The sequence below is a fragment of the Alcanivorax sp. DSM 26293 genome, assembly GCF_900107995.1.
In the GTDB taxonomy this organism is placed as follows: Bacteria; Pseudomonadota; Gammaproteobacteria; order Pseudomonadales; family Alcanivoracaceae; genus Alcanivorax.
Genome location: NZ_FNUM01000002.1, coordinates 576,396 through 600,536, shown reverse-complemented (window position 1 = coordinate 600,536; position 24,141 = coordinate 576,396). Strand labels below are relative to the sequence as shown.

The following is a 24,141-nucleotide window of genomic DNA, read 5'->3' as shown; positions in this document are numbered from 1 at the left end:
GACAGAGGGTGCTGTTTATTGAGGGCCTGGAACAGTGGCCATAGCGTTTGTTTGCACCGCGTATCAGTGATGCTAGCAGCGTGGGCCGGGGGGCTCAATGCAGGGGGGACATAAGCCATGAGTCAGAGTGTAAACCGTTTTGCGGTGGGACCGGTGGTGGGTGAGGCAGGGGATTCCCATGTTCGGGTCTTCGGTGGCTTGCCGAAAGGGAAACTGTCGGCCGGAGAAAAAGGGTTGTGGGGGCGTATCCGCTGGCGACGGGCGGGGGAGATGGACTGGTCACCGCCAAGGGCGTTCCGGCTCAATGGCAACTTCGATGGCTCTGGTGTGGTGATCCTCAACCAGCTGCAGCCAGGCACCCGCTACGAGTTCCAGGCGGGCTGGGTGAACAGACAAGAGGATGTGGCGCTGGACTGGAGCGCCGTAGAACAGGGGCAATTTCTTACCAACCAGCCGGATGCCAGCGCCACCCGCTTTTTTTTCGGATCCTGTTGCTATCGCTTTGTTGGCCTTGATGGCGAGATTCAGGATGATCGGGCAGACAAGATCTTTGCCGAGATGTCATCCCGGGCAACGTCTTCGAAACCGGATTTTGTCCTTTTCGGCGGGGATCAGGTGTACGCCGATTCCATGTATAAATTTGGTGCCGCCTCCACGCGAGAGGACTTTGACGCGCTTTATCGGGAAAGCTTTTCCCAGCCCCATCTGGCCAAGTTGCTGCGCGAGACCAACAGCTACATGATCCTCGATGATCATGAAATCGAGAATAACTGGCCGGCTCGGGCCAATGCAGAGCTGTGGACCAGCAAATACCCGGCCGCGATCAAGGCCTATCAGATTTATCAGGCCTCTCACTCGCCGGCGGCCCCTCTGAACCAGGCCGGCACCTATCTGGATCGTGACCCGGACCGGTTCTGGTACACCTTCTCCCGGGGGCCGGCGGATTTCTTTGTCATGGATGTGCGTACCGAGCGGGTACTGAGCCGCTGGCCCTGGCAGCGCCGCATGATCGGTGATAGTCAGGAAAAGGCGTTTATCGAGTGGCTGGATCGTGATCCGGAGCGCATCAAGGTGCTGGTGACCTCGGTGCTCTTGTTCCCGGAACAACGCAGGCCGTTTCGTGGCAAGGATGCCTGGGAAGGCTTCATGCACCAGCGCCAGCGTCTGCTGGAAGCCATGGGCCGCAGCCCTAGCGACAAGTTGGTGGTACTGAGCGGGGATGTGCATGCCTCCCTGTATGCCTGTCTGACCTTGAAGGATGGCAAGCAGGTACATAGCTGGACCTGCTCGGGCCTGTTCTGGCCCACCGCGCTGCGGGCGTTCCGCTGGTATCGCCCGATGATCCGGGTGCCGGGCGTATTGCATGGTGGCTGGGGCAAACCCCTGGGCAAAGTGGAGGTACCAGGGGAGGTGTTTAGTGACAACGCCTTCTCCGAGGTTACGTTTGATGCCGAGGGTGCCAGCTTCCAGCTGTTCGACCGCAGGCAGCGGCCGATCAGCGAGACAAGCCAGAAGATTCGCTGGCGCTGACCCGAAGTGATGAGAGGCTGTTTTGCAGGCGCGGCGCTTGAGGCCTGGTCGGTCTGAAGGGCACAGCGCGCGCCGCTGCTATCGTCTCTTCTCCAGCGATCTGGCCAGAACGGCATTGCTTCAATGGCAAATGGCTTACAGAAACTGTAGCGAATCGCGTCTTATCTTCCGGGTGGGACTCTCCTAAAGTGGATCTCGCAAGGACGCAATCGAACATGGATGTTCAATTTCGGCCCCGGTACAGCCCGCCCGCCATCCCCAAGTGGCGGGCGTTCTTTTCCTGCACTTTGATTGCCCCCCTCCGAATACGGATAATGCACGGCCCTGAACACGGAGCCGCCCATGTCTGATCCATCCGCAGATCGCGATATTCTCAAAGCCAAACTCAACCAGGAAACCGCCAAGGCGAACTGGAAAGAACTGCAACCCTTCTTTGCCCGCGGCCAGACGGTGTATGTGGCGCCGGAGCTGGACCTGATCGAGGTGGCCCTGGCGTTTTCCGAAGACCAGGCCGATACCCTGTCTTTGTGGCGGGACAAGGGTCAGGTGGACAAGGTTGCCGATGCGCAGGCCGGCCAGTGGTTCGAGGCCGACCAGGCACTGTGGACCGTGGTGGTAATGCCCTGGGTGCTGGTACAGCCGGTGCAGGTACAGTAAGACGCCTGGGGCCGGAGCGTAGGGTGCACTGAATCTTAGGCGAACTGCACCCTACGTATTGGTAAGGCCTGTTTGGAGCCTCTGTCACTTCCCTTGTCATCCCACTGTCGCGGTCTGCTGATCTAATCACGGCACCGGGCTGGTATTGATCTCTTCCTCCGGTATAGAGTGAAAGGAGGGAGCTTCTGGACAACTCCTTGCATGCTCAGGCTTCCAGGCTGGCTCACAATCTAGGCGCAATGTTAAAGGTGTGTGTCCACCCATCGAGACATTGCAACAACGAGTGTGGGCCAGCCTGGAAGCCCCGGAGGGCGAGGCCTGAAGGGCACATCTGCTGCGCTTTGCCGCCAGGAAAGGGATCCACCCTGACCGTTACGACAAAACACAACAGCTGCACCCTTCAGGCCACGCTGAGTACGCAAGGAGTTGTCCAGAAGCTCCCAGGGCCGCTGGCGCCTTGCCGGCGCGCCTGAACGGATGCCGGAGGATTCGATGCAGGATGACGTCGCGCAGCGCCAGGCCCTGTTACAGGCCCAGCTGGAAGCACTGGTTACCGCCCACGTCGGGGTTGAGCATCAACCCCTGTTCCGCAGTTTCATGGCGGCCTATTTCGAGATGAGCAGCCAGGCCGCGCTCACCGCCAGAACCCCCGAACAGCTTTTCCATATCGCCCAGCAACACTGGATGATGGCTTTCCAGCGCCACCCGGAAGAAACCCTGATCCACCTGAAACCTCCCACCCGGTCCGGGGGGCTGGCCGCCCTGAGGACGGTGACCGATGACATGCCGTTTCTGGTGGACTCCATTGCCATGGCGGTGCGTGATGCGGGCACGGCCATCGACTGGACGATTCACCCGGTGATCCAGGTGCTCCGCGATAATCACGGCCACATGACTCGGGTGGTGGGGGTTGGCGATGGTGAGCACCCGGCGGAATCACTGATCTATGTGGAATTCGAGCCGCTGGCCGACGATGACGCCTATCAGCATCTGCAGGAACATCTGGAACAGGTGCTGGGGGAGTTGCGGGTGGTGGTGCAGGATTTTCCGGCCATGCTGGATAATCTGGAAACCACCCAGCGCAATCTCTCGGCGGAGTTTCCCAACCGGGACCAGGAAGAGCTGGCCGAAGCGCGAGCCTTCATCGACTGGCTCTCCCAGGATCATTTCACCTTTCTCGGCTATGCCCGTTCCCGGGCGGAGCCCGTGGCAGATGGCATCAAGCTGACCCTGGATGATGATGCGGGTCTGGGCCTGGCCCAGGCCGGTAGCCGTTACGCCAATGCGGAAGAATTTATCGCCCCCCATGACGAGATGGCAAAGTACATTTCCCATGGCCGTCTGGTGGTGGTGACCAAGGCCAATGCCCGCTCGCCGATTCATCATCCCCACTATATGGATGTGGTGTCGGTGAAACGCCTGGCCGAAGACGGCACGGTGGAAGGGACGGATCGCTATATCGGCTTGTTTTCCCTGGATGCCTACATCAACCGGCCCCGTGATATTCCGCTGATACGTCGCAAGGTCAACTATGTACTGGAGCGCTCCCGCCTGCCCGAGCGCTCCCACTCCGGCAAACATCTGCGCGATATTATCTATCAACTCCCCCGGGACGAGTTGTTCCAGTGCAGCGAGGAAGAGCTTTATCACACCTGCATGGGAATTCGCGCGCTGCGTGATCGCCATCATCTCAGCCTGTTCATGCGCCGTGATCGCTATGGCCGTTTCTATTCCTGCATGGTGTATCTCAGCCGCGAGCGTTATTCCCGAGAGCTGCGCGACCACGTCACCGCCGAGCTGAAAAGTCTTTGCAACGGGAATTCGGTGGAGCGCACCGTGGACTTCCTGCGCGAAGGGCTGGCCCGAATCCACTGCATTATCCGCATTCCCCAGGGCACTCGCCTGGCCATGTCCCAGGAACAGGTGGAAGAACGGTTGCTGGCGGTGACCCGGACCTGGGCGGACCAGCTTCGCGATATTCTCAAGAAGGACGGGGAAGAGGGTGCGGCGTTATCCCTGCGCTATGGCGATGCCTTTTCGGTGGGATATCAGGAAAACACCCGCCCCATGGAAGCAGCGGCAGATATTCAGTACCTGGCCCAGTTGCACGATGCCCAGCCGGTGCTGCCTTCCCTGTCGATCAACAGTCAGGACGGTGCGGCGTGTCCCACCAGTTTGCGTCTCTATAGCCAGAAGAAACCCATCGCCCTGTCAGAAGTCTTGCCGGCACTGGAAAATTTTGGACTGAGAGTGGTGAGGCAAGAGCCCACCCAGGTCATGCCCCGCGAGGGTGATGCCCAGTGGATTCAGGTTTTTGATGTTCAGGTGCATGGCGATTGCGCCCTGGGGCCGGTGCAGCAGAAGCGCTTTTTTGAAGAGGCGTTCCTGGAATGCTGGCACGGTCATACGGAGAACGATGGGCTGAATCGACTGGTGCTGCTGGCCGGACTGAACTCCCGGCAAATCGTCTGCCTGCGTACCTTGACCAAGTATCTGGTGCAGACCGGCTTGCCGTATTCCCAGGGCTACATGGAGCAGTTGCTGGCGGACCATGCCAGGATCGCCCGGTCCCTGGTGCAGCTATTCGAGATCCGCTTTGATCCTGCCGTTAGCGATGAGCGCCGTAAAAATGAGGGCATCACCCTGGCCCAGACTCTGGATCACCAGCTGGATCAGGTGGCCTCCCTGGATGCGGACCGGGTGTTGCGGGCTTTTCTCAGTGTGGTGCGGGCCGGGTTGCGGACCAACTTTTATCAGCCGGATGCCGCCGGCCGTGACAAGTCCTATGTGAGTCTGAAACTGGACCCGAGTCAGGTATCGGAATTGCCGCCGCCGCTGCCCATGTATGAAACCTTTGTCTATTCTCCCCAGATGGAGGGGATTCATCTGCGTGGCGGTCCGGTGGCCAGGGGTGGGCTGCGCTGGTCTGACCGGCGAGAGGATTTCCGCACCGAGGTATTGGGCCTGGTGAAAGCGCAGATGGTGAAAAACGCCATTATCGTGCCGGTGGGGGCCAAGGGCGGATTCGTCCTCAAGCGCGGCAACCCGGCGGACCGGGAGGCCTGGCAGAAACTGGGCATCACCTGTTACAAGGAATTCATTCGCGGCCTGCTGGACATCACCGACAACCGGGTTGGCGACCAAGTGGTGCCGCCTGAATCGGTGGTCCGTCATGATGGCGACGATCCCTACCTGGTGGTGGCGGCGGACAAGGGGACGGCGACCTTTTCTGATATTGCCAATGGTCTGGCCGAGGAATACGGCTTCTGGCTGGGGGATGCGTTTGCCTCCGGCGGCAGTGCCGGCTACGACCACAAGAAGATGGGCATCACCGCCCGTGGCGCATGGGAAAGCGTCAAGCGACACTTTCGCGAAGCGGGAAAGGATATTCAGACAACGCCCTTTACGGTGGTGGGCATTGGCGACATGGGCGGCGACGTGTTCGGGAACGGCATGCTGTTGTCCGAACAGATCAAGCTGGTGGCCGCATTCAACCACATGCACATCTTTATTGATCCGGACCCGGACCCGGCAACCACCTTTGCCGAGCGGCAGCGTCTTTTCACCACCCGCGGTACCACCTGGGAGGATTTCGATGCTTCGCTGATTTCCGAAGGGGGGGGCGTCTGGTCGCGCAGCGCCAAGAGCATCACCCTGAGCCCGCAGGCCTGTGAGGCCCTGGGGATCGAACAACGGACCCTGACCCCGGCAGAACTGATTACTGCCATTCTCAAGGCGCCGGTGGAGTTGCTCTGGAACGGCGGCATCGGCACCTATGTGAAAGGCAGCAATGAAAGCCAGGCCCAGGTGGGGGACCGGGCCAATGATGCCATCCGGATTAACGGCCGCGACCTGCGCTGCCAGGTGGTGGGCGAGGGCGGCAACCTGGGGCTGACCCAGCTGGGCCGCATCGAATACGCATTGAACGGCGGCTGTATCAACACGGACGCCATTGACAACTCCGGCGGCGTGCACAGCTCCGACCGGGAAGTGAACATCAAGATTCCACTTAACCAGCGGCTGCGCGATGGTCGTCTGGATCGGGAAACCCGGGATCCGCTGCTGGAACGGATGACCGATGATGTGGCCAGCGCCGTGCTGCGCGACAACTATGTGCAGTCCCTGGCCCTCAGCCTGCTGGAATTCAATGCGCCCAGTCGTCTCGACGAACACGCCAACCACCTGCGCACCCTGGAGCGCCAGGGCATGCTTACCCGGTCGGTGGAATACCTGCCGGATGACGAAGGACTCAGCGAGCGGCGCACCCGGGGCAAGGGGCTGACCCGGCCGGAACTGTCGGTGCTGTTGTCCTACACCAAGAACGCCCTGTTCGATGCCATGCTGGCCACCGATGTGCCGGACGATCCGTTCTTCGATCAGGACGTCCTCAACTACTTCCCCAGCGAGCTGGTGGAATCCTACCGCGAGGATTTGCTGGCCCATGGCCTGCGACGGGAACTGATTGCCACCGTGCTTTCCAATGCGGTGGTCAATCGTATGGGGTTCTCCTTTGCTCATCGTTACGCGGACGAACACGGCTTGTCATTGCATCGCATCGTCAAGGCCTACGCCATGGCCCATGCGGTGTTTGACGGTGACCTGTACTGGGCGCCGGTGGATGGGCTGGATGGCAAAGTGGACAGCCAGGTACAGCTGCGACTTTATGGCCGTGTCATCGGCCTGATGAAACACGTCACCACCTGGCTGATCCATTACAAATGGGGGCGCCGTCCGGTGGCGGAAGCGGTCAATCGTTATCGCCAGTCCATTGGCGAACTGGAAGCCATGCTGCCGGACATCCTGCCGGGCAGTTACCGTCAGGAGTGGGATCAGGCCGTGACCGGTATGGGCGACGATGGTGTACCGGAAAAAGAGGCTCGCCTGCTCGCCAACACCATGGTGCTGGGTAGCGCCCCGGACGTGATCGAGCTGGCCTCACAGGCCCAGGTGCCACTGAAGCTGGCGGCGGAAGTCTATTTCCTGGTGGGTGATCATCTGCAGATTCTCTGGCTGTTGTCTTCCATCATCGACTTGAGCGTACAGGGCCGCTGGCAGGCCCTGGCCCGCGCCAACCTGCGAGAAGACACCTATCGCCTGCACCGTCAGGTCGCGGCCAAGGTGCTGGAGCATGAGGGCGACAGCGCCACCGCCCGTTTCGAGGCCTGGGAGGACAAGGCCAGCCGCAAGGTTGCCTTCGGCATTCACCGCCTGCAAACCCTGCAGGCCGACAGCCCTCACGATTTCATGACACTGGCGGTCGGGGTAAGGGAGCTGCGCAAGCTGCGGAGTTTGTGAGGGCCCTTTATGTCCCGCCCTCATTTTATGTCCCGCCCTCATTTCCCCGTTGGCGCCTTGCTCGCAAGGCGCCAACGGAGTGGGTGGGTAGCGTTGGGTAAAAAGTATTGAGTCCGGGCTCGTCTCGATATACTGTACAAAAAGACAGTATTCGACAGGAGCCATTATGCCTGCTGTGAACCGGGGTACCCTCAGCCAGATACCGGGGCGCTTTGCCGTCAGCCACACTGACAGGGATGACGCGCCGGTGAACCGACCCACCCGCTATCACCGTGAACAGGCGAAAAGCCTGATCATGACCAACCGCAGTCCGGACCTGCCCTTCGAGCAGAGTATCAATCCCTACCGGGGTTGTGAGCATGGTTGCATCTACTGTTACGCTCGCCCCAATCATGCCTATGTGGATCTATCACCCGGGCAGGACTTCGAGAGTGAAATCTTCTGCAAGGACAATGCGGCGGAAGTGCTGCGCGATAGTCTGCGCAAGCCTTCTTACCGTTGCCGCCCCATTGTGCTGGGCACGGTGACAGACCCTTACCAGCCCATTGAAAGAGAGCGTCGTATCACTCGCGAATTGCTGCAGGTGCTGGTGGATTGTGAGCATCCCTTCAGCCTGATTACCAAGAGCACCCTGGTGCTCCGGGATCTGGATCTGATTGCGCCCATGGCTCGTCAGGGCAGGGCCTCGGTGGCGGTGTCCGTGACCACGCTGGACAACCGTCTCAAGGGGCAGCTGGAGCCGAGGGCCAGTGGTGGCCGAGAGCGGATCAAGGTGATTCGTGAGTTAAGCCGGGCCGGTGTGCCGGTGACGGTGCTGGTGGCGCCGGTCATTCCCTTTATCAATGATCACGAACTGGAAGATATCGTCGAGCAGGTGGCCCAGGCGGGGGCGCAGCAGGCAGGGTATGTGGTGCTGCGCCTGCCCCATGAGGTGGGGCCGCTGTGGCAGGAATGGCTCCATGAGCATTACCCGGAGCGGGCGGAAAAGGTGATGTCGGTGATGCGGGATCTCCATGGTGGCGCCATTTACGATAGCCGCTGGCATCAGCGACAGAGCGGTCAGGGAGCCTGGGCGCATCTTTTACGGCAGCGATTTGCTTCCGCCTGCAAGGGGGCCGGCCTGGAAGCCAGGGAAGCGCAATCCCTGGATACCAGTGGCTTTGTGCCGCCGGGCCCCCATGGTCAGCTCAACCTCTGGGGGGTGGCCGAGGGGGCGATCTGAAGCGATGGCGCTGTTGGAACTTTGCTCGCAAAGCGAAGATTCCTATGAAAACCCGGGCTCTCAAGGGGTAGTGGCAAGGCAAATGGGTTAAGTGACCAGCGGTTATTTACAGGGCAGTGAGTTTTCTCTAAATTAGTGACCACTGGTTACTTAATGGAGAGAAGACATGCAAGCAGTCGTTATTACTGGCGCCAGCGCCGGCATTGGTAAGGAATTTGCCCGGCAACTGGCGGCGGAAGGGAAGAGCCTGGTACTGGTTGCCCGGCGACTGGATCGGCTGGAAGCGCTCGCGGCTGAGCTGCGTGACGGGCACGGCATTGAGGTGGCGTGTATTGCTTCGGATCTGGCGCAGCCACAGGCATCTGCAGAACTGGTCAAGGCGCTTGAAGAACAGCAGATTGCGGTGACCGGCCTGATCAACAATGCCGGCTTCGGTGATCGGGGGCAGTTTGCCGACCTGGATCTGCAGCGCCAGCTCGATATGGTTCAGGTGAATGTGACCGCCCTGGTAGATCTGACCTGGCGCCTGGTGCCGGCTCTCAAGCAGGCTCAGGATGCGTTTGTCATCAATGTGGCGTCCACGGCGGCGTTCCAGGCTGGTCCGAACATGACTATCTACTATGCCACCAAGGCGTTTGTCCTTTCGTTTTCCGAAGGTCTTCATGAAGAGCTGAAAGCAAGCGGCGTGGCGGTGAGCGCCCTGTGTCCTGGCGCCACCGACTCCGAGTTCGCCACCGAAGCACACATGACCGACACCCTGTTGTTCAAGGCAGGCACCATGAGAACGGACGCGGTGGTGAAGAAATCCCTGGCGGCACGCCGTCGTGCCATTGTGATTCCCGGGCTGAAAAACCTGCTGCTGGTGTGGATGGGCAAACTGTCCCCCCGTATGATTACCCGCCGACTGGCAGGCATGCTGCAGGCGTAATCTGCAGACGACTTCTCCCATGGGAAGCATTGGGGCCGGGGCGAGCTGCATCCGAAATATTGAGCATTGATAGCGCGAGGGATAGTGCCGTCATTGGCTAAACCAGGAGGCCGCAGTGGCACTTTAGCGCGGCTTCCGGGTGTTCCGACCAGGCGGCGTTTGTCTCCGTGCTTATCAATGACCCAGTCCCAATGACCCATGTAAGGGTGTGGGTGTTGTTCGTCTGAGGCCAATTGCACCCTATTGTCATGCCGCCCTGCAGGGTAATGACGGGATAGCCGTTTCGGTGGAAATCAGGCCGGCATGATGCAAATGCAGGCCTGCTACCCGACTCAATCAGAGGTTCTCTATGGCCGAATGTCCTTTTCAACGCGCCCGCTCCCCGGAGCAGAAGGCGGAACGGCGAGCCCAGATTCTTGCGGCAGCGGCCACCTTCTTCGAGCAGGAGCGTTTTGAAGCGATCAGCCTCGCGTCCATTGCCCGCAAGGCGGGCGTTACCAAAGCGGCCTTGTATCGTTATTTCTCTTCCAAGGAAGCCCTGTTTCTGGGCCTCTACCTGGACGAGCTGGAGCAGGTGAGTCTGACGCCGGTGAATGACAGCCTGCCGCTGTGGCAGGCCCTGTCCGAGCTGCTGGTGGCGCGGCCGTTGTTTTGTCGTCTGACAGCGATCCTGCATTCGGTGCTGGAACAGAATCTGGAGGAAGACGCGGCCCGTGAGTTCAAACAATCGCTGCTGTCCCGTTTTACGGTCCTGGCGCAACGGATACAGCAGGCCTATGCCCTGACGGGGGATCAGGCGGCCACCTATCTCATGCAGGTGCAACAGACTCTGATCGGTTGCTGGGCGGTCAGTCATCCGGCACCGGTGGTAGAGAAGATACTTGATACACCGGGGCTGGATCTTTTCCGGGTCGATTTCAAAAGGGCGTTGCAGGCTCAGCTCAAGGCGTTGGAGATGGCGTTGTGATAGAGCTGTTGTGGAATCGTGCCGAGCAACCTTCTGCCTTGTTGTTATTGGCCCATGGCGCCGGTGCACCCATGGACAGTGACTTCATGAACCTGATGGCTGAGGCCATTGCCGGGCGGGGGGTCTCAGTGGTCCGGTTCGAGTTCCCCTACATGGCGCGCCGGCGTCAGGAACAGCGCAAGTTTCCTCCCAATCGCGCCCCCCAGTTGCTGGCTCACTTCCGGGAGGTACTGGCGGTGTTGCCGGAGGATTCTCTGCCCGTGTGGATCGGCGGCAAGTCCATGGGCGGGCGTATGGCCTCGCTGCTGGCAGCGGAAGCAGACTGTCCCCCCATCCACGGGGTGGTGGCCTTGGGCTATCCGTTTCATCCTCCGGGCAAACCTGAGAAAACCCGCACCGAGCATCTGCGGCATCTGACGGTGCCCATGCTGATATGCCAGGGTGAGCGTGACCCTTTCGGTAAGCCGGAGGAAGTGGCGGGTTATGGCTTGCCGGGGAACGTTCGGGTGCACTGGCTCGCTAGTGGCGATCATGATTTCAAACCCTTGAAGCGCAGTGGCCTGATTCAGGCAGACTTGATTGAAGAGTCCGCGGTGGCGGCAGCAGGATTGATTCAGGGAGGCTAGCGCTTCCACCAGAGGTTGGCGGAAAACGTCGCCCAGGAAACACAAGAGGCCGCGCCGGGATATCCGGGCGCGGCCTCTTGCGTTTTCACTCAACCCCGGGTGTATTGAGGGCAGGGCGGTACCTGATCATTCTCAACGATCAATTGCCCTTCTTGGGTTTCTCGCTGATCCAGAGATTGATGGTGCCTTCCACGACTACAGTGCCGTCATCACGCATGGCCTTCACGGTGACGGGCAGGTCGCCGGGTTTCCAGTCTTCCGGGTTGGCCTCGGCGGTAGCAGTGATGTCGCTGGTGGCCTTGGCGGTGTAATTCACATTCATCCCTTTGGGGATCCAGCGCAGGTGTTTGGGCACGGACGCTTCCGCCATGGCGCCCATGGCGCATTCCAGGGCGTTGCAGATAGCGATCACATGCACCGTCTGGATGTGGTTTTCCACACCTTTACGTTTCTTGAACTTTACCTCACAGAAATTGGGGCGAAGTTCGCTGATGGTCGGGGTAATAGTAGCGAAGTAGGGGGCTTTGCGGCTGAACACCATGGAAAACAGCTTGCGGCCAGCAGGCAGCTTGAGGGCTTTTTCATACATGTTCAGAAGGTAGTTGTCGCTCATGGCAGGACTCCTGTGCAAGATGCGCCCATTTTCCACAGCCGTCCGGGTGGCGCAATGGGTTTGGGGCGCCACTGGCGCGCGCAACTGCTACCATGGCGTCAACATTGAAAGGTCTTGAAAGGAGGCAGTTGTGAAGGTGCTACAGGCCTGGAAAAGCAGTAGCTGGAAAGTGAAAACCCTGATTATTCTGGCTAGCCTTTATCTGCTTTATGCCTTGCTGGGGTTTTTCCTGGCACCGGGCCTGGTCCGGGATAATGCCAGGCAGGCACTGGCAGACCTGACCGGTCGGCAAGTCACCATTGAGGAGGTGAAGATCAACCCTCTGGTGCTGAGCGCCACGGTGAAAGGTTTCTCCATTGAAGACGACCAGACCGAGGTGTTGCTCGGGTTCAACCAGCTGTATGTGAATTTCCAGCTGTCTTCCCTGTTCCGCTGGAGCTGGCATTTTGATGAGATCATGCTCGATGCCTTGACGGTGCGGGCCCAGCGCAACCCCGGTAATACCTTCAGCTTTGATGATGTGCTGAGCCATATCCAGACGCAGCTTGCCCAGACTCCGGAGGAGGAAGCCGCGGAGCCGGAGCAGGAAGAGCCGGGGTTGCCGGCCATTTCCATAGCCAGCCTCAGTCTTGCCGATGGCGATCTGCGTTTTACCGAGGCCACCGGTGACGAGCCAGAGACTTTGGTGCTGCCGCTGGCTTTCACAGTGAGCAACTTCTCTACCAAGAGCAAGGACGAAAACAGCAATGACTACGCCATTCGCCTGGAAGGGCCGGACGGTGGCGTCCTTGACTGGCAGGGCCGTTTCGAATTTACCCCCTTCAGCGCGCAGGGCCACTTGAATGTGGAAAAGGTCGATCTGGTCCCGCTGGCGCGCCTGCTCAAGAACGAAGTGCGTTTTACGGTGCCGTCTGGTGAGCTGGATGTGGAAACCGCGTATCAATTCAACGCGGAGCCTCAACCCAGGGTGCTGCTCAGCGACGGCCAGTTGATATTGCGACAGCTGCAGCTGTTAAAACCCGGCGAGGACACGCCCAGTGTCTCCCTGCCGCAGGTTCGCGTTGAAGGCGTGGCGCTGGACTCCCATGCCCAGGAACTGACGATCCCCAATGTGACCGTCACCGATCCCGGTGTCACTGTGGTACTGGATGGTCAGGGCATTGATCTGGCAACGTTGTTCCTGCCTGTTGATCGGGAGGCGGCGGAGGAGCGCGTCGAGGAAGTCAAAGAGAAGGCAGAGCAGGCGGCCCAGAAAGTTCAGCAAGGTAAAAGCGAATGGATTGTTCGCCTGGAGAACGTGCAGGTTGCCGGCAGTGGACTGCGGTTCACCGATCGCACCCTGCAACCGGCTCAGACCCTGGCGCTGTCCGACGGCACCCTGACCCTGAAAAACCTGATTATCGGCGAGCCAGCCACGTTTAGCTGGGAAGGCAGTAGCAAGATCCAGCAGAGCGGCACCCTGAACCATTCCGGTGAAGGCAATCTGACGCCTTTCAGTATGGATGCCCAGGCCGGGCTGAAAGGGTTGTCGTTGACACCCTTCTCGCCATGGCTGGAACGGGAAGCGCCGCTGGTGCTGGCCGACGGACTGTTGTCCCTGGATACCCGGGCCAGCGTGAAAGGTGAGAACGCGGATGTGTCGGTCAATGCCTCCGCCACGGTGGAAAATGTCAGTTTGCTGGAAAATGGCCAGTCCCTGCTGAAGATCAACCAGGGCCGCGTGACAGACCTGTCACTGAGCACGGCTGAACAGGTTGTGCGTATCGGTGAGGTGGGCCTCACCGGGATGGATCTGGCCAACCGGGTGGATGCCCAGGGTCGGGATGTGGCCGCACGGATTCAGGCGGGTATGCCTTCCAGTAATTCTCCGGATAAAGCCAACAGCCAGGGTCAGAGCGACCCCTGGCAGGTCACTGTGGATCGTGTGCGGCTGGTGGGCAGCCAGATTCGCCATGAAGATTTGTCCCTTAGCCCGAATTTCCGGATCGGCCTGTACCAACTGTCCGGTAATCTGCGCAATCTGGATACCCGACCGGGTAGGCGGGCCAGGATTGATCTGAGTGCGCAGGTGGATCGCTACGCACCCCTAACGGTGAACGGGTCGCTGACACCGGAGCCTCTCTTCACGGATCTGAATGTCTCCCTGCAGAACTATGAAATGACCGGATTGACTCCCTACACCGGTCAATACCTGGGCTACAAGGTGGAAAAAGGCCAGCTGGGTGTCACCACGGGAGTCTCCATCGAAAAAAATCAGCTCAGTAGTGATACCAATATTCGTGCCAATGAGTTCTATCTGGGTGAACAGGTCCCCAGCGAACAGGCGGTGAAAGCTCCCGTTAAACTGGGGCTTTCCGTCCTGCGAAACCGGTCCGGCGAAATTACCCTGCCCGTTACCATGGCCGGCAATCTGGATGATCCCAGTTTCAGCGTGGGCGGCATGGTGCTCAAGGTCTTGAGCAATATCGTGGTGAAGGCAGCCACGGCACCGTTCTCCGTGCTGTCAGCGCTGGCCGGTGGCAAAAATCTTGAGACCATTGCCTTTTCGGCAGGGGATGCCGAGATCCAGTCGGACACAGCCTCAGCCCTGGATGCGCTTGCCAAAGTGCTCAATGAGCGCCCGCAGCTCAGGGTGGGGCTGGTCGGCACGACCAATGAAGCGGACCGTACTGCGCTGGCAGCGCAGGCCATTGGACGGGATGTGGCTGATGAGGACTGGTTGGGTATCGATGACGCCTTGCTGGAGAAGAAGTGGCGCCGCAAATTGATTCGGCGCTATGAGTCCAGCACCGACCGTGACGTGGAGAGTCTGGTCAGCGACCCGCTACCCGAAGACGATGAACAGCGGGAAACGATTCTGGCCAGGGCTGCCTGGGAATCCATGCTGGCAGCCGACGCCCGGGCGCTGGAACGGGCGCAACTCACCGAACTGGCACGTCTGCGGGGTGAAAATGCCAAAGCGGCCTTGGTACAAACCCTGGGAATTGATCAGAACCGGGTGTTCCTGAACGAAACCACCGTCGATGGCAATGTGGCTGGCCTGACCCTGACTCTGGAAAAATAAGTGTGGCGTTGATCTGGAAAACCGACCTGCAAGGTGTGCATTACGAAGTGCGTCGAGCAGGCCGGACCCTGCGGCTGTATGCCAATGGCGTTCAGCATTCCGAGTTTCATCCCAAGCGCCTGCTCACTGGCAGTGTCTGGGATCTGCTCTGGCTGCCGGCTCTGCTGCATGAGCCTTCCCGGTTTCGCCGGGTGCTGGTACTGGGGCTGGGCGGGGGATCACTGATCCCGCCGATTCGACGTTTGTTGAACCCGGAGACGCTGGTTGCCGTAGAGCTGGACCCTGCCCATTTGCAAGTGGCGCGGGAGGTGTTTGGCATGGCGGCGTTCAGCGTGGATACCCATGAGGGGGATGCCCAGGCCTGGTTGCGAGCCTATCAGGGAGAACCGTTCGACCTGATTATCGAAGACCTGTTTGCCCCCAGTAATGAGCAGGTCAGCCGCGCGGTGGCAGCAGACAGGCCGTGGCTAGAGTGTCTGGCAGACAATCTGGCACCCGGCGGTACCCTGGTGATGAACTTTGGTGACTGGAAGGAATACCGGGAAAGCCCGGCGGCCACCGATGAGGCCATGGTCGGCTATGCCAGCCGTTTCCGGTTGTCATGCAGTGACTGTCACAACGCGATCATTGCCTTCACCCGGGAACCGGCTCGCAGCATCCACCTGCGCCGGCGGGTGGAGGCGACCCCGCTGCTGTCCACCCGCGATGCCCGAGCCCGGCTGGATTACCACATCCGGCAGCTGGACTGAGGGAGAAGAGGCAGAGCGAGTGACGAGTAGCGAGTAACGGAAACCGAATCGGAATTCCCGTTTTTGCCTTTCGCTTCTCGCTTCTCGTAACTCGCAACGAACCTTGCTTTGTTCGGCTTATGTCCGGGCGCAAAGAGCGGAGCGCCCCTCCGTCAAATCACGCTCAATCCAGCATCGAGACGGAATACAGAACCTGGCTTTCCTTTTCGGTGAGCAGTTGTGAGGTGCGTGCCTGGTTGTCGTGCAGCCCTACAAACAATGCCCGGTAGGTGAGTACAGCCTGGACATAATCCCGGGTTTCCCGAAACGGGATGGATTCGATCCAGACATCCGCGGGCACGGCATCGTCTTCCTCTCCCAGCCAGTTATTCACCCGATGCGGACCGGCATTGTAAGCCGCCAGGGCCAGCACCCGGTTGCCGTTGAATTCGTCCAGCAACTCTGCCAGGTAACGGCTGCCGAGCTGGATATTCAGATCAGGGTTCTGCAGGGTCTGGTTGGTGGGCCGTCCCAGATTGGCGTCCTTGGCAACCTTGCGAGCGGTGGCTGGCATCAATTGCATCAGGCCCATGGCCCCTACCGGGGAGCGAGCCTGGGGATTGAAGGCACTTTCCCGTCGCGCCACTGCCATGGCCAGCCAGGGGTCCAGGTCATGGGCCGCCGCCATCCGTTCAAAATCGTTCTGGAATGCCGGCGGGAAACGCCAGGCCAGCACATCCCAGGCCTTGGCCTGGATGGATGCCTGTACCGCCAGGTCATACCAGTGTTGTTCCAGTGCATGCTGGGCAAGCTGGCGAACCTTGGCATCATCGTTGTGCCACATCAGCCACAGCCACTCCTGACGGGCCGCATGATCCTCGCCCAGTTCCCGCAGCTGTTTCACTCTGGTGATGGCGGGAGGAGGCGTGAAATCGTCGGAGGACGCAACCCTGGCATTGGAGAAATGGTAGGGCTCGCCAAGCCGGTCGGCGGCCATAAAGGCAAAAAAGTTTCTCTGTCTGGCCGCTTGCTGGTAGAGGGCCCGGGCCCGATCGGATTGGTCCAGTTCTTCCAGGGCTCGGGCACGCCAGTAGAGCCAGCGTGAGTCCTGCTGTTCGTTTTCTGGCAAACGGCTAATCCACTGCTCCGCGCTACTCCAGTCCTGTTCAATGATGGTACGCCGGGCGCGTTGGTCCAGCAGCTCCCCATCCGGGTTGGCCACCAGCCAGTTGTCCAGCCATTGGCGATTTTCTTCAATGCCCCGGATGGTGGAATACCAGGCAATGCGTCGACCGGCTTCTGCCCGGATGGTGTCATCGCGAAGACCGTGACGACGGCTGTGCTCATCGAACCACTGGCGAGCGGCTACCGTGTCCTTGTAAGCCCACCGGTGAAGGGCTGCGGCCAGCAGTTGCTGGCGTTGTTCCGGCTTGATGGCGGTGGGCAGGTTGTCCACCTTGTCGGGATCACGATAGAGCGTTTCCAGCCAGTCACTGGCCGTTTCATAATCGGTGTCCTCGAGTTTCTGTGCCAGGTAGCGGATCAGGCCACGGCTGTTGGCCTTGAAGGCCAGCAGCTGCCTCTCCCAGATAGCGGCATCGTCAATCACACCCTGTGCCTGAGCCTGATCAAACAGGGGGTCACACTGATTGGGGCGAGATTGTCCACTGGCCCAGATTTGGGCAGCAGCTTGCAGGGCGGTGTCGTCCCCATTGGCCAGTTTGGCCTGGTAGTAGTAGCACTGGCGGGCAGTGGCAGAGGGGGCATCGCTGATGACAGCCAGCAGGGCGTCCCACTTTTTCGCCTTGCCATAGGCCACGGTAGCCAGCTGACGAATATCGTTAGGCAGGGGCGAATCCGGGTAGCGCCGAGCGTAGTCGTTGATCCTGTCCGGGGCCAGGTCCGGCAATGCCGCCCGCAGCCGATGGAAATCCAGATAGGCTTGCAGAGGATGATCGTCTCCCAGCTGTTTTTCCATCCGGGTCAGGGTATTCCAGTCATCATTGCGTGCTGCGTCCAGTGCCTGGCGGAAAGCGCCGCTATCCGTAGCGGCGGCCACCAACGAAGAAAACAGACAACAACTAAACAGTGCCACAGCGCGAAAATAGGCAACAGCGCGAATGCAGGGTCCTGCGCTTACCATTTAAGTCTCCACATCGTCGGGTTGATTCAGTGATTCTACCGGTGTGGCCGGTTCGTTGGCGTGGAGAATGTGTAAAACTTGAAGCCTAATACCAAAGGGTGAGAGCCCGTTGCGACTGACATGAAAAGGCGTGCTGCTCTATACTGCGCCGCACTTTATTCCACCGGTTCGAGCTCGCTGCTATGGAAAATACGACACAGTTATTATTGCGCCAGGCAGGGGCCCTGTCGGGCCGTCAGGTATTGGTGGTGGATGCGGATGACCCGGCACTGAAAAACCTGGATGCGGATGCCCAGGTGCATTTGCATGCGGATGATTTCACCGTAGGTGCCCAGCAGTGGGCAGCGGCACCCACGGTCCCCCCCGAGGTGGATCTGCTGGTTCTTCCCTTGCCCAAATCCATTGAGCGTTTACGGTTTCTGCTTAACTGGCTGGCCGGTGAAATCAGTCAGCCGGTGGAGTTATGGCTGATCGGACCGGCCAAGGGAGGCATCCGTGGCGCCCTGAAACACATGCAGTCACATGTGGATGATGCGGTATTGGTGGATAGTGCGCGCCACTGCAAGTTGTATAGTGGCCAATTACAGCCCGGGGAAACACAGACGCTGGCGGCCTGGGGGCAGGCGATACCGGTTGGGGATCTGGAGATCGTCAGCTATCCGGGCGTGTTCAGTCATGGCCGCCTGGACGAGGGGACCCGGCTATTGCTGGAGTTGATGGCCGCGCATCGCTTGCCTGGCCCGGGAAGCATGATCGATATGGGCTGCGGCGCAGGAGTGATCAGTGCCAGCCTGGCCAGCCAGGGATGGAAGGTGCAGGCGGTGGATGTGAGTGCCTGTGCGGTGGCGGCGACCACCGCCAGCCTGGCCCGTAATGGTTTGCAGGGGCGAGTGATTGGCGGCGATCTGTTTTCTCCGATCTCCGGTCGGGTGGACATGATTGTCACCAACCCTCCCTTTCATGACCGTCGTCAGCGCACCACGGATATCACTCGCCGGTTGATCGCCGAGGCACCGGCTTACCTGAACAAGGAGGGAGAAATGTGGCTGGTGGCAAACCGCGAGTTACCCTACGCCCAGTGGCTGGATGAGGCCTTTTCCCATGTGCAGGTGGCCGGGGAGACTACGCGTTTTCGGGTATATCGGGCGGTGGTATGAATCAGAACAGGGCATTGCTGCCCTGATGCTTTTTCCCGTAACGGTTTTTCTGTAGGAGCCATGCTTGCATGGCGAACCGCCCACACAGGCAAACAGGTTCGCCATGAGAGCATAGTGACTACAGGCGTTTCTCCTGCCTCATCCAGCGAATACAGTTTGCGATCATGGTGGCCAGTGGCACCTGATCGTTAAAGCCTAATTCCTGGACGGCTTTACTGCCGTCGGCATGCACCCGGCTGGTTACCAGCGCCACCTTTTCCGGTGTCAGACGGGGTTCATTGCCGGTAAACAGGCTGCCAATGGGGTATAGCTGTCCGGCCAGTTTCAATACTGCCGGAGGCACGGTGCGGGTCGGGGCTTTTTTGCCCAGTTGCCCGGCAATGGTCTGCACCAGTTCCAGAAAGCTGGCTTCCACTCCGGCCAGGATATAGCGCTCACCGCATTGGCCCCGTTCCAGCGCCGCCAGGTGCGCGTTGGCCACCTCTTCAACGGCGCAGAAATTGCCCCCGCCCGGTGGCACCCCCGGCAGCTTGCCGTCCTGAATCAGTTTGATCATCTGCGACCAGTTATGGGTGTCGCCGGCGCCGATAATCCCGCAGGGATTCAGGATGACGGCGTCCAGCCCCTGGCGGATACCGTTTTCCACCTCTTGTTCGGCCAGATACTTGCTGCGGTTATAGCCGATCCAGTCGTTGGCGGCATTGGAGGGTGTCTGTTCATTGATGGGGGTGTCCTGGATACCCCAGGCAGAAATCGAGGAGGTATGCACGAAGCGGCCCGCCACATTTTTCAGCGCCGCGCTGACCATGGCCCGGGTCCCCAGGACGTTATCCCGGTACTGCTGCTCGTTGCCGCGTCGCCACAAACTGGTATTACCGGCCACATGAAACACCGCGTCCGGGGCTGCCGGCATCACCAGGGCCAGCTCGGTGGCATTGTCCAGCGGAGCCTGTACCACCTGAACGCCCTTGGCCTGGAGTGCTGCCGCATCACTGTAGGGTCGGATCACGGCGGTAACTTCCCAGCCCCTGGCCAGCAACTGATCGACGATATGCCCACCGAGAAAGCCCCGGGCCCCACTCACAAATGCCATTGGCATGGCCATGCTCCTCTTTTCATTCTCATCGTTACGGGGCCCCTGAGTATGCAATGCATGATTCAGAAGCGGTTAATGCAGTGTAGCCCAACCTTTCTATTATGACGTATTTGCCCACATCAGCACTGGCAAAGACACATCCTTTTGACTATATTGCCGGTTGTCAAAGCGGGTGTAGTTCAATGGTAGAACGGCAGCTTCCCAAGCTGCATACGAGAGTTCGATTCTCTTCACCCGCTCCATATTGAAAAGCCACCCAGCGGGTGGCTTTTTGCTTATGGGGATATCGGTGTTTGTCAGATCGGATAAGCCAGAAATTTCCCGCCAAGCCGGAACAGTACCTGTACCTGCATCCCTTCTTCCAGGTCCTGAGCGGCGTCCCGCGCCAGCATGATGTAGGGGTAGCGGCGCGCCCAGGCGCATGGCTTCACATAGTGAGTCAAGGATGGGGCAGGGGCGTCGGCGACAAAGCTGTCATTTTCCCGATGATAGAGCACATAGCCCTGAAAAACGGCGTTGGCCGGCAGTCCCATTTCTTCCAGAAAGTCGGACATCCAGCCCGGGTTCCCTTCAAGCATATGACTGCATCCTGATCATGGATTCTTAATGCCAACCCTAAGGCAGCCATGGTGATGGTGTGGATATGCCTTTCTTTGCGTTTTGTTGTTTTCCTGTGTGTTCAGTCAAGGGGGTATCCGGAAATACGGGTGCACTATATAACTGTACATAAAGACAGTATTTGATAGCATGGTGCTATCGCTGTTTTCCTGTGGTGTCCCATGACTGCGTTGCCTTTTTTTACCGAACGTGTTGCCGCCGGGTTCCCGTCTCCTGCCCAGGGATATCTGGAGGCGCCGCTGGATCTGAACCAGCTGTGCATCGGCCAGCAGGAAGCCACCTTCTTGCTTCGTGTGGAGGGGGATTCCATGCGCGACGCCGGCATTTTTGCGGATGACATTCTGGTGGTGGACCGCTCTCTGGAGCCGGCCCACGGGGATGTGGTGGTGGCGTCGCTGAACGGGGAATTCACCGTGAAGGAATTGCGGTTGCGACCGCAGCCCGTATTGATGCCTCGCAACCCCTGCTATGCGCCGATACCGCTGGCCGATCAGGAGTGGGAGCTGTTCGGGGTGGTGACATTCTCGCTCCATGCGCACCGGCCAGTGGCCCGCTCCGGACGATGACTGCCATGTTTGCGCTGGTGGACTGCAACAGCTTCTATGCTTCCTGTGAGCGTATTTTTCGCCCGGACCTGCGGGGGCGCCCGGTGGTGGTGCTATCCAACAACGATGGCTGCATCGTGGCGGGATCCGCCGAGGCCAAGGCACTGGGGGTGAGAACCGGGATGCCCCTGTTCGAGGCGCGGGATCTGATCCGCAAGCATCAGGTCGCGGTGTTTTCCTCCAACTATGGACTGTACGGCGATATCTCCCGGCGGGTCATGGCGTCGCTGGCGACGCTGGTACCCGCTGTGGAGGTGTATTCCATTGATGAGGCGTTTCTGGATCTGTCTCTGATGCGACCCGAGGAGCTTCAGCCACTGGGGCAGGCCTTACGCGAGCGGGTTGGCAAGTGGGTGGGGGTCCCCGTATGTGTGGGGGTGGCGCCGACCAAGACCCTGGCCAAGCTGGCCAACCATGCGGCCAAGAGGTATCCGCAAACGGGGGGCGTGCTGGTACTGACGGATCCGCAGAGGCGTCAACGGCTGCTGGCACGTACGCCGGTATCGGCGGTGTGGGGGATCGGCCGACGTCTGGGGCGGCGTCTCAATGATATGGAGATTGAGACTGCGCTGGACCTGGCGCAGACCGATTACCGCCTGATCCGCAAGCGCTTTTCCGTGGTGCAGGAACGGGTGGTGCGGGAATTGAATGGAGAAAGCTGCCTGCCCCTGGAAACCCGCCTGGAACCCCGTCAGCAGATCATCCATTCCCGTTCTTTCGGGGAGCCGGTGGCCTCGCTGGTGGCCGTGCGTCAGGCGGTCAGTGATTTTACCGCCCGGGCCGCGGAAAGCATGCGTGCCGAAGGACTCAGTGCCGGTGCGATCAGTGTGTATCTGCGCACGGCTCCGGTGGGCAAACCACAGCAGTTATTTCCCCATTCCGCCCGGGCGACCCTGTCGCCGGCCACGACAGACACCCGGGTGATGGTTCGCCATGCCATGGAAATGGTGTCAGCCCTGTGGCAGGCCGGTTACCGCTATGGCAAGGCGGGAGTCATGCTGACGGATCTGGGCCCGGCGGGGCGTGAGCAGGTCACCCTGTTTCGCGAAGATGACAACGCAGAGAAAGGGAAGGCGTTGATGGCGGTGATGGATACCATCAACCGGAGCGGCAAGGGCAAAGTCTGGTTGGCAGGGAGAGGGGTCAATCAGGCGGCGCGCTGTGTCTGGGCCATGCGTCGGGCGCATTTGTCACCGGCCTATACTACCCGCTGGAACGATCTGCCCCGGGCCCGTTAACCCGGGCGGCGGGGCAGAGAATGACGCCTGTCAGACGGCGGTCATCGGTACCTGATCGAGCATGCGTTCCTCGATACGGTCCAGACGGGCGCGGCAGTCGCGGAAGGTGCGACTGATGGCGGTAGTGTTGGCCACCATATCGAGCTTGGGCCAGGTCGCCTTTTCCCCCTTGCGGATGTAGTTGCGTACATCCTGCAGGGTCGGGTTGCTCAAGACTCTCAGGGCGTTCATGGGCTGGCGCGGCGGGATCATGTTGATATCGCCGATGTATTTCTGGGTGACCATGCTTTTGGCCTTGTCGAACATCAGGCCCACGTCGTTGGACTCCACCCGGCGCTGCATCAGTTGTAAAGCATAGCGCAGGTTCATGGACACGTTTTTCAGGCCCCAGTCTGCCAGGGTGCTCAGGGAACTGTCGGTGTTCTCGTTACGGGACAGGAAGGGCACCACATGGGGGTTGGTCTGGCTGACAATGGAGTGGTTGACGCCATACAGTCGTGACAGGCGGCGGATGGGCAGGTCGTCGACGATGGAGCCATCCACGAACTTGCGGCCGGGGATATAGGGCACCCGCTCGCCATCGATATTCTTGGCCCACAGGGAGACCGGCGGGTAGATGCCGGGAATCGCGCAGGACGCCAGGGACGCCTTGCGGATCAGCACATTGGGCGAGGTACGCCAATTAAGCAGACGGGCGTGCTGATTGCGGTCGTAGGGGCTGACGGTGATGTTGATTTCACGACCGGTGTGGCGGTAGGCCTCCTCGAAGGTCATGTCGAGGATGTTCTCTTCCAGGCAGGCTTCCAGGTGGTCGCCGTCCAGTACTGGCGTGCCGCGCACGATGCCCTTCCAGCCCAGCACCTTGAAGGCTTCCAGATAAATGTTTTCCGGTTCCAGCTTGAGCTTCAGCTCTTCATCGTTGTGGGTCCCCACAACGGACGCAATGATGCTGCCGGCACTGGAGCCGGAGATCACGGAAGGCAGTAGGCCTTGCTCCCAAAGACAACGGGCCACGCCGATATGGAACAGTCCCAGGGCGGCGCCACCGGACAGCATCAGGCAGCTCTGGCCAAAGGCCTGGCCGGTGGTTTCGAAGAAATCCAGTTTTTCCTTGAGCCCGAATTCCTTGAAGTTGGTATCACACAGGTAATTCAGGGCGATGGTGACTTCTTCGAGATAATTCTCGATCAGACGCTTGGTGCCTACCCGGGTCTGCTGATAAAGGCGCGGGTTGGAGATATTGCCCAGGTTGCCGTGCAGGCCTTCGTGTAAATGGAACACCAGCTTGTTCACGTCATGGCGTTCACGGGCCTGACGAATCTGCCACAGGCGATTACGGATCAGCTCATAGTCGTAATGGGGCGAGCGATCGATTTCCTTCCATTCATCCGCACCGGAAAGACGGTCGTGTTCGCGGCTGGCTTCGTACCATTCTTCGTAGGTTTCTGCGCGCTCGATGGCCCGGTCCAGTTGCTTGAGAGTGCCTTTCATGCAGGTCTCCGCTCATTATTGTCATTGGCTGATGTCAGTATAGCCATGACTGGAGGCCGGGTTTAAGGCTTTGTAGGACAAAAAGAACGCGGCCGAAAAGAAAAGGCCGCGTTTATATGGGCAGAATTGCCTATCAGGCGATCAGCGCAAGCTGATGGGGGGC

The 24,141-nt window shown here is 59.7% G+C and carries 17 protein-coding genes and 1 tRNA gene; 13 read left to right on the top strand and 5 right to left on the bottom strand.

Annotated features, from left to right (window positions below):
- The first annotated feature begins 117 nt into the window (after positions 1-117).
- The 7 genes from C4S63_RS06290 (at position 118) to C4S63_RS06260 (ending at position 11,225) form a co-directional block, all read left to right on the top strand.
- Positions 118-1,530, top strand: a complete 1,413-nt coding sequence (locus tag C4S63_RS06290) for an alkaline phosphatase D family protein (protein WP_103917028.1) — start codon at positions 118-120, stop codon at positions 1,528-1,530.
- A 342-nt stretch (positions 1,531-1,872) separates the two neighbouring features.
- Positions 1,873-2,187 carry a DUF2288 domain-containing protein gene (locus C4S63_RS06285; RefSeq protein ID WP_063508552.1) on the top strand — a complete coding sequence of 105 codons (315 nt, stop codon included), beginning with the start codon at positions 1,873-1,875 and terminating at the stop codon, positions 2,185-2,187.
- Between the two features lie 492 nt (positions 2,188-2,679).
- Positions 2,680-7,482 (top strand): NAD-glutamate dehydrogenase, encoded by a 4,803-nt coding sequence (locus tag C4S63_RS06280; RefSeq protein ID WP_103917027.1) that lies wholly within the window; start codon positions 2,680-2,682, stop codon positions 7,480-7,482.
- 166 nt (positions 7,483-7,648) lie between these two features.
- Positions 7,649-8,704, top strand: coding sequence for a PA0069 family radical SAM protein (locus tag C4S63_RS06275; protein ID WP_103917026.1), 1,056 nt, complete (start codon positions 7,649-7,651; stop codon positions 8,702-8,704).
- 166 nt (positions 8,705-8,870) lie between these two features.
- Entirely contained in the window at positions 8,871-9,632 is a 762-nt protein-coding gene (locus tag C4S63_RS06270; protein ID WP_062816283.1) for an SDR family oxidoreductase, read from the top strand.
- Between the two features lie 349 nt (positions 9,633-9,981).
- The gene (locus tag C4S63_RS06265; protein WP_103917025.1) at positions 9,982-10,599 is read left to right on the top strand and encodes a TetR/AcrR family transcriptional regulator; all 618 of its coding nucleotides are present in this window, start codon (positions 9,982-9,984) and stop codon (positions 10,597-10,599) included.
- Positions 10,596-11,225, top strand: coding sequence for an alpha/beta family hydrolase (locus tag C4S63_RS06260; RefSeq protein WP_103917024.1), 630 nt, complete (start codon positions 10,596-10,598; stop codon positions 11,223-11,225). The genes C4S63_RS06265 and C4S63_RS06260 overlap by 4 nt, the downstream gene beginning before the upstream one ends.
- Positions 11,226-11,364: 139 nt before the next feature.
- On the opposite strand, the gene C4S63_RS06255 is transcribed toward C4S63_RS06260, so the two are convergent.
- Positions 11,365-11,838 carry a hotdog fold domain-containing protein gene (locus tag C4S63_RS06255; RefSeq protein WP_062816280.1) on the bottom strand — a complete coding sequence of 158 codons (474 nt, stop codon included), beginning with the start codon at positions 11,836-11,838 and terminating at the stop codon, positions 11,365-11,367.
- Between the two features lie 130 nt (positions 11,839-11,968).
- Here C4S63_RS06255 and C4S63_RS06250 point away from each other — a divergent pair, with 130 nt between their 5' ends.
- Positions 11,969-14,902, top strand: a complete 2,934-nt coding sequence (locus C4S63_RS06250; RefSeq protein ID WP_103917023.1) for a DUF748 domain-containing protein — start codon at positions 11,969-11,971, stop codon at positions 14,900-14,902.
- Between the two features lie 2 nt (positions 14,903-14,904).
- Complete coding sequence (locus C4S63_RS06245) at positions 14,905-15,651, top strand: class I SAM-dependent methyltransferase (protein WP_103917022.1); 747 nt, start codon at positions 14,905-14,907, stop codon at positions 15,649-15,651.
- A gap of 163 nt (positions 15,652-15,814) precedes the next feature.
- On the opposite strand, the gene C4S63_RS06240 is transcribed toward C4S63_RS06245, so the two are convergent.
- The gene (locus C4S63_RS06240; protein WP_103917021.1) at positions 15,815-17,773 is read right to left on the bottom strand and encodes a transglycosylase SLT domain-containing protein; all 1,959 of its coding nucleotides are present in this window, start codon (positions 17,771-17,773) and stop codon (positions 15,815-15,817) included.
- A 182-nt stretch (positions 17,774-17,955) separates the two neighbouring features.
- Between C4S63_RS06240 and C4S63_RS06235 the strand changes: the two genes are divergently transcribed.
- Entirely contained in the window at positions 17,956-18,930 is a 975-nt protein-coding gene (locus C4S63_RS06235) for a methyltransferase (protein WP_062816276.1), read from the top strand.
- A 118-nt stretch (positions 18,931-19,048) separates the two neighbouring features.
- Here C4S63_RS06235 and C4S63_RS06230 read toward each other — a convergent pair whose 3' ends face one another.
- Positions 19,049-20,029, bottom strand: coding sequence for an SDR family oxidoreductase (locus tag C4S63_RS06230; protein ID WP_103917020.1), 981 nt, complete (start codon positions 20,027-20,029; stop codon positions 19,049-19,051).
- Positions 20,030-20,194: 165 nt separating this feature from the next.
- Here C4S63_RS06230 and C4S63_RS06225 point away from each other — a divergent pair.
- Positions 20,195-20,268, top strand: a tRNA-Gly gene (locus C4S63_RS06225).
- A 54-nt stretch (positions 20,269-20,322) separates the two neighbouring features.
- On the opposite strand, the gene C4S63_RS06220 is transcribed toward C4S63_RS06225, so the two are convergent.
- Positions 20,323-20,604, bottom strand: coding sequence for a hypothetical protein (locus C4S63_RS06220; RefSeq protein ID WP_062816274.1), 282 nt, complete (start codon positions 20,602-20,604; stop codon positions 20,323-20,325).
- Between the two features lie 201 nt (positions 20,605-20,805).
- On the opposite strand from C4S63_RS06220, the gene C4S63_RS06215 reads away from it, so the two are divergent.
- Positions 20,806-21,210 (top strand): LexA family transcriptional regulator, encoded by a 405-nt coding sequence (locus C4S63_RS06215; RefSeq protein WP_062816273.1) that lies wholly within the window; start codon positions 20,806-20,808, stop codon positions 21,208-21,210.
- Between the two features lie 5 nt (positions 21,211-21,215).
- Positions 21,216-22,487, top strand: a complete 1,272-nt coding sequence (gene umuC / locus C4S63_RS06210; RefSeq protein ID WP_103917066.1) for a translesion error-prone DNA polymerase V subunit UmuC — start codon at positions 21,216-21,218, stop codon at positions 22,485-22,487.
- A gap of 30 nt (positions 22,488-22,517) precedes the next feature.
- On the opposite strand, the gene C4S63_RS06205 is transcribed toward umuC, so the two are convergent.
- A complete protein-coding gene (locus C4S63_RS06205) occupies positions 22,518-23,978 on the bottom strand; it encodes a DUF3336 domain-containing protein (RefSeq protein ID WP_062816271.1) in 1,461 nt (486 codons plus the stop codon).
- Positions 23,979-24,141 lie beyond the last annotated feature (163 nt).